The following is a 12,472-nucleotide window of genomic DNA, read 5'->3' on the forward strand; positions in this document are numbered from 1 at the left end:
GCACTGTCAGGAGTGGCCATGGGGGCCCAAGGATATTTGCGCCGGCTGACCCGTCGGTTGACTGAGGACCCGGAGCAGCTCGACTCCGAAGAATTGTCCGACGAAGTCGCGAGTACCGGCGCGCAGCGTGCGATCGACTGCGAACGTGGCCAGGAGGTCACCATGGTCGGCACGCTGCGCAGCGTGGAAACGAACGGCAAAGGTTGCTCCGGCGGGGTCCGCGCCGAACTGTTCGACGGCACCGACACCGTCACCCTGGTGTGGTTGGGCCAACGCCGCATTCCCGGCATCGACTCGGGTCGCACGCTGCGGGTCCGGGGCCGGCTGGGCAAGCTGGACAACGGCACCAAGGCGATCTACAACCCGCACTACGAAATTCAACGGTGACGTCCCCCGCGAATGGGGGCACGCCCGTGACCACTGACCGCGTGAGCCCGGAGCGCCTGCTCGAACAGGTGGGCGGGCTCAGTGGCGTCCTCTACTCGTCGCTGCCCGTGGTGGTCTTCGTGGTGGTTTCCGGTCTGTCCAGTCTGCTGCCCGCCATCGGCGCCGCGCTGGGCGCGGCCGCGCTGGTCTTGCTGTGGCGCCTGATCCGGCGGGACTCCACCCAGCCGGCGTTCTCCGGGTTCATCGGCGTCGCCGTCTGCGCGCTGATCGCCTACGCGGTGGGGCAGTCCAAGGGCTACTTCCTGCTGGGCATCTGGATGTCGCTGCTGTGGGCGGTGCTGTTCGCGGCGTCGGTGCTGATCCGCCGGCCCCTCGTCGGCTACGCCTGGAGCTGGGCCACCGGGCGCGATCGCGCCTGGCGCGACGTGCCCCGGGCCGTCCACGCGTTCGACATCGCCTCGGTGTGCTGGGTGCTGGTGTTCGGCGCCCGGTTCGTGGTTCAGCGGATCCTCTACGACGCCGACCAGACCGGTTGGCTGGGCGTGGCCCGCATCGGGATGGGCTGGCCGCTGACGGTGCTGGCCGCGCTGGCGACGTTCGCGGCGATCAAGGCCGCGCAGCGCGCGATGCCCGCCGAGGAGAACGCCGGCGCCGAACGGGTGACCGACTAGTGGCGATCGCAAGCGCGGCGTAGCCGGGCGCGGCGGGTCGCCACCATCGAGGCGATCAGTCGCCGGGGGCGATCGCAAGCGCGGCGTAGCCGGGCGCGGCGGGTCGGCACCATCGAGGCGATCAGTCGCCGGGCTCGGTGGCCGGCAGCAGCAGCTTCTGCAGTTCCTCTTCCGCCTCGGCGACCGCCACGAAGAGCAGTTCGTCGCCGCCTTCGAGCGGCTCGTCGGCCTCCGGCACGATGACGCGCGGGCCGCGCAGGATGGTCACCAGCGCCGTGTCCCGGGGCAGCTGCAACCGGCGCACCGGCTTGCCGCCCCACGGGGTGTCGTCGGGCAGGGTGATCTCGACCAGGTTGGCCTGACCCCGGCGGAATTCCATGAGCCGCACCAGATCACCGACGGCGACGGCCTCCTCGATGAGCGAGGCCAGCATGCGCGGCGTGGACACCGCCACGTCCACCCCCCACGCGTCGGTGAACAGCCATTCGTTGCGGGGGTCATTGACCCGGGCCACCACCCGCGGCACCGCGAACTCGGTCTTGGCCAACAGGCTGAGCACCACGTTGGCCTTGTCGTCGCCGGTCGCGGCGACCACCACGTCGAAGCCCTCCAGGTGCACCGACTGCAGCAGGCTCAGTTCGCACGCGTCGCCGAGGCGCCAGTGCGCGGCCGGGATGGCGTCGATGTCGACGTGTTCGGGGTTGCGCTCGATCAGCGTCACGTCGTGGCCGTTGCCGACGAGTTCGCGGGTGACCGATCGGCCGACGGCGCCGGCCCCGGCGACAGCTACTTTCACTTGCGCGGTCCCGCCTCGAGGTCCTCAGCCGGCGGCAGGGCCGCGATGGCGACCGCCTCGGCGGCGCGGCCGGATATCGCCGCGATGTAGACCGTATCGCCGGCCTGGATCACGGTCTTCGGTTCCGGCAACACCCCGGTGCCGAACCGGATCAAAAACGCCACCCGAGCGCCGGTGGCCTGCTCCAGGTCGGTGGCCCGGTGCCCCACCCAGTCCTCGTGCAGATCGACCTCGGCCACCGCGACGGTGCCGGTCGGATCGCGCCACTTGGCGGTCTCGCTCTCCCGGGTGAGGGTGTTGAGCAGGCGGTCGGTGGTCCAGGGGACCGTGGCGATCGTCGGGATGCCGAGGCGCTCGTAGACCTCGGCGCGCTTGGCGTCGTAGATCCGGGCGACAACGCGCTGCACGCCGAAGGTCTCCCGCGCCAGCCGGGCCGAGATGATGTTCGAGTTGTCCCCCGACGACACCGCGGCGAACGCATCGGCCCCCTCGATGCCGGCGCTGAGCAGCACGTCCCGGTCGAATCCCTGGCCCAGCACCCGCTCGCCCGAGAACTCGGGACTGAGCCGATTGAAGGCGGTGCTGTCGCGGTCGATGACGGCCACGTCATGGCCGATGCGGGAGAGCGCGTCGGACAGCGAAGAGCCCACCCGGCCGCAACCCATCACCACCACGCGCACTTGGGGTCCTCTCGGCTGCGTCCTGTGCTGTTCAATCGGCAATCCGGGCTGGCCAGCCGATTCGGTCCGTCCGCAACATTGTTGCCTACGAAACGCTACCAAGCCCGGGTGGGCTTACTCTTGGCTCTCGTGTCCAAACTTTCGACCGCTGCGCGCCGGCTGCTGATCGGCCGGCCGTTTCGCAGCGACCGGCTGAGTCACACCCTGCTGCCCAAACGGATCGCCTTGCCGGTGTTCGCCTCCGATGCGTTGTCCTCGGTGGCCTATGCGCCCGAGGAAGTCTTCCTGATGCTCTCGGTGGCCGGGGTGAGCGCGTACGCGCTGACACCGTGGATCGGCCTGGCCGTGGCCGGGGTCATGTTGGTCGTGGTGGCCAGCTACCGGCAGAACGTGCACGCCTACCCGTCGGGCGGCGGCGACTACGAGGTGGTCACCACCAACCTCGGCGACACCGCAGGCCTCGTGGTGGCCAGCGCCCTGATGGTGGATTACGTTCTCACCGTTGCCGTTTCGACGGCGTCGGCGATGTCGAACATCGGCTCGGCGATACCCGTCGTCGCCCAGAACAAGGTGTGGTTCTGCGTCGCCGCGATCCTGTTGGTGATGGCGCTGAACCTGCGCGGCGTCCGCGAGTCCGGGCTGGCGTTCGCCATTCCGACCTATGCGTTCATCATCGGTGTGCTGGTGATGATCGGCTGGGGCCTGTTCCGGATCTTCGTGCTCGGCAACCCGCTGCGCGCGGAATCGGCCGGTTTCGAGATGCACGCCGAGCACGGCCAGATCGTCGGCTTCGCGTTGGCTTTCCTGGTGGCGCGGTCGTTCTCCTCGGGGTGCGCGGCGCTGACCGGCGTCGAGGCGATCAGCAACGGCGTGCCGGCATTTGAGAAGCCCAAATCGCGCAACGCGGCCACCACCTTGCTGATGCTGGGCGGCATCGCGGTCACGCTGTTGATGGGCATCATCGTGCTGGCCGAGAACATCGGGGTCAAGCTCGTCGAGGATCCCGCGCGGCAGCTGACCGGCGCCCCCCCGAACTACTACCAGAAGACGTTGGTCGCGCAGCTGGCCGAGACGGTGTTCGGCAGCTTTCACATCGGGTTCCTGCTGATCGCCACGGTGACCGCGCTGATCCTGGTGCTCGCGGCCAACACCGCGTTCAACGGTTTCCCGGTGCTCGGCTCGATCCTGGCGCAGCACAGCTACCTTCCGCGCCAATTGCACACCCGCGGTGACAGATTGGCGTTCTCCAACGGAATCCTGTTTTTGTCCGGGGCGGCCCTGCTGGCGATCATCGCGTTCCGTGGCGAGGTCACCGCGCTGATCCAGCTGTACATCGTCGGCGTGTTCATCTCGTTCACGCTGAGCCAGATCGGCATGGTCCGGCACTGGACCAGGTTGCTGCGCACCGAGACCGATCCGCGGGCGCGGCGCAAGATGATGCGCTCGCGGGTGGTCAACACGGTCGGATTGCTTTCCACCGGCGCGGTCTTGTTGGTCGTCCTGGTCACCAAGTTCGCCGCGGGGGCGTGGATCGCCCTGTTCGCGATGAGCCTGCTGTTCATCGTCATGAAGATGATCCACCGGCATTACCACACGGTAAGCCGGGAATTGGAGGAGCAGGAGGCGGCCGAGCACGACGTGGTGTTGCCCAGCCGAAACCACGCCTTGGTGCTGGTGTCCAAGCTGCACCTGCCGACCCTGCGCGCGCTGGCCTACGCGCGCGCCACCCGTCCCGACGCGCTCGAGGCCCTCACGGTCAGCGTCGACGACGCCGAAACCCGCGAGCTGGTGCACAGGTGGGAGGAAAGCGATATCAGCGTGCCGCTCAAGGTCATTGCGTCGCCGTACCGCGAGATCACCCGTCCCATCCTGGATTACGTCAAACGGGTCAGCAAGGAGTCGCCGCGCACCGTGGTGACGGTGTTCATCCCCGAGTATGTGGTGGGCCACTGGTGGGAGCAGGTGCTGCACAACCAAAGCGCGCTGCGGCTCAAGGGCAGGTTGCTATTCATGCCCAACGTGATGGTGACTTCGGTTCCCTGGCAATTGAATTCGTCGGAACGACTCAAGGCCTTCCACCCGCACGCGGCGCCCGGCGACGCCCGTCGCGGCATCTTCGATTGAGCGCCGAACTGACACTGGTCACCGGCCCCCCGGCCAACGGGGGGAGTTGCGTGGCGCACCACGAGGGCCGGGTCGTGTTCGTGCGCTACGCGCTGCCCGGCGAACGGGTGCGGGTGCGGGTCACTTCCGAGCGCGATTCCTATTGGCACGCCCAGGTTGTCGAGGTGATCGAGCCGTCGGACGACCGCGTCGCGTCGCTGTGCCCGATCGCCGGGGCCGACGGCGCGGGCTGTTGCGATCTGGCGTTCGCCACCCCGGAGGCGGCCCGGGTGCTCAAGGCCCAAGTCGTCGCCAACCAGCTGTCCCGGCTGGGCGGGCATGACTGGAGCGGCGAGGCGGAACCGCTTTCGGATGCCGGGCCCGCCGGTTGGCGCACCCGGGTCCGGCTGGAGGTGGGCGAGGATCGTCGGCCCGGCTTCCACCGCTACCACAGCGACGAGTTGGTCACCGACCTGCGCTGTGCGCAGCTGCCGCCCGGCATGCTGGATGGACTCTCCGGGGCGCGGTGGCCGCCGGGCGCGCAGCTGCACGTCGCCGTCGACGACGACGGCGAGCGCCACGTCGTGTGCGCCCTACGGCACGGCCGGCGGATCCAGACCACGGTGGTCGAGGGCGGCTACGAGGCGGTGCAGCGGGTGGGCGCGCGCAGCTGGCGGGCGCCGGTCACGGCGTTCTGGCAGGCGCATCGGGACGCGGCGCGCGTCTACAGCGCCCTGGTGGTCGATTGGGCCCAGCCCGGCGCGGGCGCGACCGTGTGGGATCTCTACGGCGGCGCGGGGGTTTTCGCCGCCGCGCTTGGTGACGCGGTGGGGTCCTCGGGGCGGGTGGTCACCGTCGACACCTCGCGCTCGGCGACGCGGGCCGCGCGCGCCGCGCTGGCCGACCTGCCCCAGGTGGACGTCGTCACCGACTCGGTCCGGCGGGCGCTGACCGCGCAGCGCGACGCGGCCGCGGTTGCGGTGCTGGACCCGCCGCGGGCCGGTGCGGGGCGCGAGATCATCGACCTGCTGGCTGCCGCCGGGGTGCCGCGTGTGGTGCACATCGGTTGCGAGGCAGCGTCTTTCGCGCGCGACATCGGCCTGTATCGCGCGAACGGCTATGCGGTCGAGAAGATCAAGGTGTTCGACGCGTTCCCGCTGACCCATCACACCGAATCCGTTGCGCTGCTGACCCGTTAACCACCTCTCAGCCAAAGACGAAGTAGCGCAACCAGAGATACGCCGCGGAAAGCCCGGCGGACATCACCGTGACGATCGCGCCCTTGCGGGTGAATTCCCCGAAGGAGATGGGATTGTCGGCGCGCGCGGCGATCCCGAGCACGACGACGTTTGCGCTGGCGCCGACGGCGGTGAGGTTGCCGCCGAAATCGGTGCCGAGCGCAAGGGCCCACCACAGGGCGCCGGGATTGACGTGGTCTCCTAGGGCCGGGACCAAGTCCGCGACGACCGGCGCCATCGTGGCGGCGTAGGGAACGTTGTTGACGACCCCGCTGATCACCAGCGACGCGGCCAAGATCACCATGGTCGCCAACAAGGTGTTGCCGCCGGTGGCGGTGATCGCCAGATGCGCCAGCCGCTTGACGACGCCGGTCTTGACCAGCGCCCCGACCATGATGAACAGCCCGGCGAAGAACAGCAGCGTCTCCCACTCGACGCTGGACAGGTAATCGGCGTGCTCCAGCCGCGACACCACGATCAGGATGCCGGCGCCCAGCATCGCCACGATGGAGGGCGCCATGTGCAGCGCCGAGTGGCCGACGAACGCGGCGAACACCGCCAGCAACACGACGCCGCACGCGACGAGCAACCTGCGATCGCGAATCGCCTCCTTCTCCTCCAGCGACATGACGTCGGCGACCCGCTCGGGGTCCACGGCGAAGGAACCACGAAACAGGCGCGGCAGCAACGCGATCAGGACGACCAGCACGATGATCACGATCGGCGCCAGATGGATCAGGAAGTCGTTGAACGTCAGGCCGGCCTTGCTGGCGATGATGATGTTGGGCGGGTCGCCGATCAACGTCGCCGTGCCGCCGATGTTCGACGCGAACGCCTCGGCCATCAGGAACGGCGCCGCGTTGATCGCCAGCCGGTCGCACACCAACAGGGTCACCGGAGCGATCAGCAACACCGTGGTGACGTTGTCGAGCAGGGCCGAGGCGATGGCGGTGACCAGCACCAGCAGGATCATGACGCGCAGGGGGGAACCGCGGGCGCGCTTGGCGGACCAGATCGCGACGTACTCGAACACACCGGTTTGGCGCAGCACGCTGACGATGATCATCATGCCCAGCAGCAAAAAGAGGACGTCCCAGTCGATTCCGGTCTCGTGGGAGTAGAAGACGTCATCGGAATTGATGACCGGCAAGGCGACGACGATCGCGGCACCGGTGAGCGCCACCAGGGTCTTGTTGACGCGGTCGCTGGCGATCAGCGCGTAGGCGACGACGAACACGACGATCGCGACGACGCTCATCTATTCACCTATGGGAATCAATGCCGTAGCGCCGCCTCGAGCACACGTGATGCCGTGATGACCCCGATCAACTTGCCGGCCTTGACCACCGCGACGAGCGGGCTTCGCTCCCGCGCCATGAGGGCCGCCACCTCGATGATGGTGTCGTCGGCGTCGGCGGGTGGGACGTCGAGCAGGTGCTCCGGCAGCACGTCGCGCACCTTCTTGCCGCTCAGCTTCTCCGCGCAGCGGTCGGCCGTCGATTCGTTGAGCACCCCGGCCAGCGAGGGATCGTCCTGCACGTAGCGGGGCACGATGAAACGGACGACCTGGGAGGCGGGCAGCACCGCGTAGGGATTTCCCGACGCATCGGTGACCAGGAGGCCCGGCAGCCGGTGCTCGGCGAGCAACCGGGCGGCGTCCAGCGCCTCACCGTCGATGCTGACGATCGGAAAGTCTTCGGCGATCTGCTCGGCGCGCATAGTGCGACGATACGGCCGCCCGGTCGACGCGGGGCGGTCGACGGCGAGGATCACGGCGAACTCCGGGGTCGGGGACACGAGGGGACAACTTGCCGACCAGGCTTCCCGGCGCACCGCGGTCCGAGGCTACCAAAGTCTCGTCGCGGACACTGATCTGTGCGGCGGTCCTGCGTAGACTGACGGGATGCTGGAACAGATCCGCGGGCCCGCTGATCTGCAGTACCTCTCCCAACAGCAGCTCCGGGATCTGGCGAGCGAGATTCGCGAGTTCCTGATCCACAAGGTGGCTGCCACCGGGGGGCATCTGGGGCCCAACCTGGGCGTCGTCGAGCTGACGCTCGCGCTGCACCGCGTGTTCGACTCGCCGCACGACCCGATCATCTTCGACACCGGCCACCAGGCCTATGTCCACAAGATGCTGACGGGCCGCTCCCACGACTTCGAGAGCCTGCGCAAGAAGGGCGGCCTGTCGGGGTATCCGTCGCGCGCGGAGAGCGAACACGACTGGGTGGAGTCCAGCCACGCCAGCGCCGCGCTGTCGTACGCCGACGGGCTGGCCAAGGCGTTCGAGCTGAGCGGTCACCGCAACCGGCACGTGGTGGCCGTCGTCGGCGACGGCGCGCTCACCGGCGGCATGTGCTGGGAGGCGCTGAACAACATCGCCGCCTCGCACCGGCCGGTGATCATCGTCGTCAACGACAACGGCCGCAGCTACGCGCCCACCATCGGCGGGGTCGCCGACCACCTGGCCACGCTGCGGCTGCAGCCGGCCTACGAGCACATGCTGGAGAGGGGTCGCGACGCGGTGCGCTCGCTGCCGCTGTTCGGCCAGATCGCCTACCGCTTCATGCACAGCGTCAAGGCTGGCATCAAGGACTCGCTCTCGCCGCAGCTGCTGTTCACCGACCTGGGCCTGAAGTACGTCGGCCCGGTCGACGGCCACGACGAGCGTGCGGTGGAGGCCGCGCTGCGCCACGCGCGGGGCTTCGGGCGGCCGGTGATCGTGCACGTCGTCACCCGCAAGGGCATGGGCTACGCGCCGGCCGAGGACGACGAGGCCGAGCAGATGCATTCCTGCGGCGTCATCGACCCGGCCACCGGCCTGGCCACCAAGATCGCCGGCCCGGGCTGGACGGCGACCTTCTCCGACGCGCTCATCGCCTACGCGCGCAAGCGCCGCGACATCGTGGCCATCACCGCCGCGATGCCCGGCCCCACCGGGCTGACCGCGTTCGGGCAACAGTTCCCGGACCGCCTGTTCGACGTCGGCATCGCCGAGCAGCACGCGATGACGTCGGCGGCCGGCCTGGCGATGGGCGGCATGCACCCGGTGGTGGCGATCTATTCGACGTTCCTCAACCGGGCCTTCGACCAGATCATGATGGACGTGGCGCTGCACAAGCTGCCCGTCACCATGGTGCTCGACCGGGCCGGGGTCACCGGCAACGACGGCGCCAGCCACAACGGCATGTGGGACCTGTCGTTGCTCAACATCGTGCCCGGTATCCGGGTGGCCGCGCCCCGCGACGCGGCCCGGCTGCGCGAGGAACTCGGCGAGGCGCTCGACGTCGACGACGGTCCGACTGCGATACGGTTCCCCAAAGGCGATGTGGGCGAAGACATTCCGGCCCTTCAGCGGCGCGGGGGTGTCGATGTGCTGGCGCTGCCGGCCGACGGGCTGAACCACGACGTGCTGCTGGTCGGGGTCGGTGCGTTCGCGCCGATGGCCCTGGCGGTGGCCAAGCGGCTGCACAACCAGGGCATCGGGGTGACGGTGATCGACCCGCGCTGGGTGTTGCCGGTGGCCGACGGCGTGCTGGAGATGGCGGCGCAGCACAAGCTGGTCGTCACCCTCGAGGACAACGGCGTCAACGGCGGGGGGGGGTCGGCGGTGTCGGCGGCGCTGCGGCGCGCGGAGATCGACACGCCGTGCCGCGACGTCGGGCTGCCGCAGCGGTTCTACGACCACGCGTCGCGGGGCGAGGTCCTCGCCGATCTGGGCCTGACCGATCAGGACGTGGCCCGTCGCGTCACCGGTTGGGTCGCGGCGCTGGGCTCGTCGGTGGCCGAGGCCGAGATCCGGGAGCACCTCGACTAGTCGGTTTGCTCCGGCGGCTGCAACGCCCGGGCCAGCACCGGGTCCACCAGCTCCCGTTGCCAGGCCCGGGCCTGCCCGGCGCGCAGGAATGCGTCGACGGCCTCCTCGGCGTCGGGCGCGCCCGCCCAGTCCCAGCACAGCCGTCGCACCAGGTCGGGCGAGACGAGGTTTTCCGTCGGGACCCCCACCCGCTCCGACACGTCGCCCAGCGCGGCGCGGGCCGCTTCCAGCCGCGCCGCGGCCTCCGGTTTGCGCCTGCTCCACCGCGCCGGCGGCGGCGGCCCGTTCGGCGGCTCGGCGTCCTCCGGCGGATCCTGGGTCCGCCGGGCCGCTTCCAGCGCCCCCAGCCAGACCGCCGCGCTGCGGCGCTGGTTGCGCCCGCCGAACACCGGCAGCTTGACGAGCTCCTCGACGGTCTTCGGGTCGGCGAGCGCGGCGTCGATGATCGCCGAATCCGGCAGGACGCGGCGCGGCGCGATGTCGCGGCGCTGCGCGATGCGGTCGCGCGCCGCCCACAGCTCGCGCACCGCCGCGAGGGCGCGCCGGTCGCGCACGCGATGGATCCCCGACGTGCGGCGCCAGCGCTCGCGCCGTACGGCCGGGGGCAGCTCCCTGGCGCCCGCGTCGCGCAGGTAGTCGAATTCCTCTGCGGCCCAACCGGTCTTGCCCTGCTCGGCCAGCACCTCGGCGATCGCCGCGCGCAGCTCGATCAGCAATTCCACGTCCAGGGCCGCATAGTTGAGCCACTCGGCGGGCAGCGGGCGCTTGGACCAGTCCGCCGCGCCGTGACCCTTGGCCAACCCGAACCCCAGCAGCCGCTCGACCATGGTGGCCAGGTTCACCCGGTCGAACCCGGCCAGCCGGCCGGCGAGTTCGGTGTCGTACAGCGCGGGGGGCCGCATGCCGACCTCGGCCAGGCACGGCAGGTCCTGATCGGCCGAATGCAGGATCCACTCGTCGGAGCCCAGCACCTCGGCGACCGGCCGCAGCGCCGTCAGCGGGTCGGCGCCGTGGCTGACCGGGTCGATGAGCACCGTGCCGGCCCCCGCCCGCCGGATCTGGATCAGGTAGGCCCGGTTGGAGTAGCGGAAACCCGACGCCCGCTCGGCGTCCACCGCGAAGGGCCCGCGCCCGCGGTCAAGGAGCCGTGCCGCCGCCTCGATCTCACGCACGGTCACCGCGAGGTCGGGGACCCCGTCGGCCGGGTGGGGTAGCGGGGTGGCTTCGGGTGGCGCGCCGGGCCCAGGGGTCGCCGGTTCGCCCATGTCAGGCGCGTGACCGCGAGCTCAGGTCGGTGACCCCGGTCGGCGGGAGGCCCGCGGCGTGCTCCAGCACTTCGCAGAACGCCTCGACGTGCGCGCCGACTTCGGGGGTGGTCGCCGTCCAGGACGCCCGCAGTTCGAGCTGGTGGGCGCGCGGCGGCCCGGAGATGTCGCCGTAGCGCACCGACGTGGTGGCGGTGACGGTACCGCCCAGCGCGGTGGTGCGCTCGAGACGCGATTCCAGCGCGTCGACCAGCCAGCTCCACGCCACCTCCGGCAGCAGCGGGTCGACGGCCTCGGTGGGGTCGAGGTCGGCCTGGATGTAGGCGACCAGCCGGATGGTCCCGTCCCAGGCGTCGGCGCCGTCCGGGTCGTAGAGCAGGATCAGCCGGCCGAACGCGTCGCCCTCGGACCGCTCCGGGACGATCTCGAGGTCGGGGTGTTTGACCTCGGCCCCCAGCGCATAACTGAACGGCGCCAGGCGCTGCGGCGGACGGATCGGGCCCAGCTCGATCTCCGGCCGCACGGCGACGGCGTTCATCGCCACGACCGCCTCGCGGAAGGGGGCCGGTTCAGCTGACGTCACAGCGTTCGACGCTAGACCCATCACCCGACACGCCGAAACAGGCGCGCCGCATTTCGCGCCCGTCGCGACCAAGCCGTTACCAGCGCTCACCGGGGCCCGCAGGAGGCCATACTGCCTGCTCAGGGGGCGGTTCCCGCGTCGAATCGGGCCGGGCGTTTTTCGCGGTGCGCGGCGAGACCCTCCCGGACGTCGGGCCCGCCGAAGCTGAGGAATTCCAGCCCGAGCGACGTTTCGAAGGTGGGGCCGAACATGCGGTACCAGTAGTTGAGGCTGTGCTTGGTCCAGCGGATGGCGTTTTGCGCGCCCCGGGCCAGGTCCTCGGCGATGCGGGTGGCCGTCGCCAGCACGTCGTCGTCGTCGACGCAGGTGGAGACCAGGCCAATGCGCTCCGCCTCCTCGCCCAGCAGGGTTTCGCAGGTGAGCAGGTAGTACTTGGCCTTGGCCATGCCGACCAGCAGCGGCCAGCAGATCGCGGCGTGGTCGCCCGCGGCCACCCCGAGCTTGGTGTGCCCGTCGATGAACCGCGCGGTGCGGCCCGCCACCGAGATGTCGGCGAGCAGCGCCACCACCAAGCCGGCGCCGACGGCGGGGCCCCGGATCGCCGAGACGACGGGCTTGTCGAAGTTGACCATGTTGAGCACCAGGTCGCGGGCCTCCCGCATGATGCGGATCCGGCCCTCGAAGTCGCCGATGGTCTCGTCGATCAGGTCGAAGCTGCCGCCGGAGGAGAAGGCCTTGCCCTCGCCGCGGACCAGGACGACGCGCACGGCGGGGTCCCGGTCGAGCACCGGCCAGACGTCGGCGAGGTCGCGGTGCATCTGCGGCCCGACGGAGTTCAGCCCGGGGGAGTCGAGCACCAGGGTCAGCACGCCGTTCTCGGCGGGTTCGAAGCGAAGGCTGGGGAACTCGTCGTAGCTGATCGGCACGGGTTC

Annotated in this window: 12 protein-coding genes; 5 read left to right on the forward strand and 7 right to left on the reverse strand. The window is 70.1% G+C overall.

Features of this window, described 5'->3' with window-relative positions:
- Positions 1 to 18 precede the first annotated feature (18 nt).
- Together MTAB308_RS05795 and MTAB308_RS05800 are read left to right on the forward strand one after the other, a co-directional pair.
- Positions 19 to 387: an OB-fold nucleic acid binding domain-containing protein gene (locus MTAB308_RS05795; protein WP_067882483.1), complete on the forward strand. Its 369-nt coding sequence runs from the start codon at positions 19 to 21 to the stop codon at positions 385 to 387.
- Positions 388 to 413: 26 nt separating this feature from the next.
- Complete coding sequence (locus MTAB308_RS05800; RefSeq protein ID WP_077098563.1) at positions 414 to 1,058, forward strand: DUF3159 domain-containing protein; 645 nt, start codon at positions 414 to 416, stop codon at positions 1,056 to 1,058.
- Positions 1,059 to 1,179: 121 nt separating this feature from the next.
- Here the strand turns inward: MTAB308_RS05800 and MTAB308_RS05805 are convergent, their stop codons facing one another.
- Positions 1,180 to 1,854 carry a potassium channel family protein gene (locus MTAB308_RS05805; protein WP_077098564.1) on the reverse strand — a complete coding sequence of 225 codons (675 nt, stop codon included), beginning with the start codon at positions 1,852 to 1,854 and terminating at the stop codon, positions 1,180 to 1,182.
- A complete protein-coding gene (locus MTAB308_RS05810; protein WP_077098565.1) occupies positions 1,851 to 2,534 on the reverse strand; it encodes a potassium channel family protein in 684 nt (227 codons plus the stop codon). The genes MTAB308_RS05805 and MTAB308_RS05810 overlap by 4 nt, the downstream gene beginning before the upstream one ends.
- Before the next feature lie 129 nt (positions 2,535 to 2,663).
- Between MTAB308_RS05810 and MTAB308_RS05815 the strand changes: the two genes are divergently transcribed.
- Both MTAB308_RS05815 and MTAB308_RS05820 read left to right on the forward strand, forming a co-directional pair.
- The gene (locus MTAB308_RS05815; RefSeq protein ID WP_077098566.1) at positions 2,664 to 4,658 is read left to right on the forward strand and encodes an APC family permease; all 1,995 of its coding nucleotides are present in this window, start codon (positions 2,664 to 2,666) and stop codon (positions 4,656 to 4,658) included.
- Positions 4,655 to 5,836, forward strand: coding sequence for a class I SAM-dependent RNA methyltransferase (locus MTAB308_RS05820; RefSeq protein ID WP_077098567.1), 1,182 nt, complete (start codon positions 4,655 to 4,657; stop codon positions 5,834 to 5,836). The genes MTAB308_RS05815 and MTAB308_RS05820 overlap by 4 nt, the downstream gene beginning before the upstream one ends.
- A gap of 7 nt (positions 5,837 to 5,843) precedes the next feature.
- Here MTAB308_RS05820 and MTAB308_RS05825 read toward each other — a convergent pair whose 3' ends face one another.
- Positions 5,844 to 7,133 carry an ArsB/NhaD family transporter gene (locus MTAB308_RS05825; RefSeq protein ID WP_077098568.1) on the reverse strand — a complete coding sequence of 430 codons (1,290 nt, stop codon included), beginning with the start codon at positions 7,131 to 7,133 and terminating at the stop codon, positions 5,844 to 5,846.
- Between the two features lie 17 nt (positions 7,134 to 7,150).
- On the reverse strand, positions 7,151 to 7,594 hold the full coding sequence (locus MTAB308_RS05830; protein ID WP_077098935.1) for a CBS domain-containing protein: 444 nt from the start codon (positions 7,592 to 7,594) through the stop codon (positions 7,151 to 7,153).
- Positions 7,595 to 7,778: 184 nt separating this feature from the next.
- Here MTAB308_RS05830 and dxs point away from each other — a divergent pair, with 184 nt between their 5' ends.
- Complete coding sequence (gene dxs / locus MTAB308_RS05835; RefSeq protein WP_077098569.1) at positions 7,779 to 9,692, forward strand: 1-deoxy-D-xylulose-5-phosphate synthase; 1,914 nt, start codon at positions 7,779 to 7,781, stop codon at positions 9,690 to 9,692.
- On the opposite strand, the gene MTAB308_RS05840 is transcribed toward dxs, so the two are convergent.
- From MTAB308_RS05840 to MTAB308_RS05850, 3 genes are all read right to left on the reverse strand, one after another.
- Positions 9,689 to 10,957: an HRDC domain-containing protein gene (locus tag MTAB308_RS05840; RefSeq protein WP_077098570.1), complete on the reverse strand. Its 1,269-nt coding sequence runs from the start codon at positions 10,955 to 10,957 to the stop codon at positions 9,689 to 9,691. The genes dxs and MTAB308_RS05840 overlap by 4 nt on opposite strands.
- Position 10,958: 1 nt before the next feature.
- Entirely contained in the window at positions 10,959 to 11,495 is a 537-nt protein-coding gene (locus MTAB308_RS05845) for a DUF3000 domain-containing protein (RefSeq protein WP_245831317.1), read from the reverse strand.
- Between the two features lie 164 nt (positions 11,496 to 11,659).
- Positions 11,660 to 12,466, reverse strand: a complete 807-nt coding sequence (locus MTAB308_RS05850) for an enoyl-CoA hydratase/isomerase family protein (RefSeq protein WP_077098572.1) — start codon at positions 12,464 to 12,466, stop codon at positions 11,660 to 11,662.
- Between the last annotated feature and the right edge of the window lie 6 nt (positions 12,467 to 12,472).

This window comes from Mycobacterium terramassiliense (assembly GCF_900157385.1).
GTDB classification, from domain to species: Bacteria; Actinomycetota; Actinomycetes; order Mycobacteriales; family Mycobacteriaceae; genus Mycobacterium; species Mycobacterium terramassiliense.

Bases quoted from the DNA above. Each gene is read 5' to 3' on its own strand.
- MTAB308_RS05845 (WP_245831317.1), bottom strand. From the start codon at position 11,495: ATGAACGCCGTCGCCGTGCGGCCGGAGATCGAGCTGGGCCCGATCCGT.
- MTAB308_RS05840 (WP_077098570.1), bottom strand. From the start codon at position 10,957: ATGGGCGAACCGGCGACCCCTGGGCCCGGCGCGCCACCCGAAGCCACC.
- MTAB308_RS05795 (WP_067882483.1), top strand. From the start codon at position 19: ATGGGGGCCCAAGGATATTTGCGCCGGCTGACCCGTCGGTTGACTGAG.
- dxs (WP_077098569.1), top strand. From the start codon at position 7,779: ATGCTGGAACAGATCCGCGGGCCCGCTGATCTGCAGTACCTCTCCCAA.
- MTAB308_RS05830 (WP_077098935.1), bottom strand. From the start codon at position 7,594: ATGCGCGCCGAGCAGATCGCCGAAGACTTTCCGATCGTCAGCATCGAC.
- MTAB308_RS05825 (WP_077098568.1), bottom strand. From the start codon at position 7,133: ATGAGCGTCGTCGCGATCGTCGTGTTCGTCGTCGCCTACGCGCTGATC.